This window comes from Gilvimarinus sp. 1_MG-2023 (assembly GCF_030548285.1).
The window spans coordinates 1-307 of the sequence record NZ_JAUOSC010000665.1; the positions used below are offsets into that span (position 1 = coordinate 1).

Consider the following 307-nt stretch of genomic DNA (forward strand, 5'->3'; position numbering starts at 1 on the left):
CAGCAGCTGAAAATAATAGACGCTGCGGCGATCCCAGCCACGAATGGCCCCTTCGCCAATCGACAGGCTCGGGTCGGTAATCACCCGGTCCGGATCAAAAAACTGTTTGACCCCCAGACCATCACAGGTGGTGCAGGCACCAGCCGGGTTGTTAAACGAAAACAACCGGGGTTCCAGTTCCGACAGGCTGTAACCACAATGAGGGCAGGAAAATTGTGATGAGAACAATAACGGCTCGGCATCGTCGTCATCCATCGGTGTCACCAGCGCCAGGCCACCACTGAGTTCCAGACAGGTTTCGATGGAT

The 307-nt window shown here is 55.4% G+C and carries 1 pseudogene; it reads right to left on the minus strand.

Going from position 1 to position 307, the window contains the following annotated elements:
- A pseudogene (locus tag Q4563_RS18535) lies at nucleotides 1-307 on the minus strand (excinuclease ABC subunit UvrA); the annotation flags it as partial.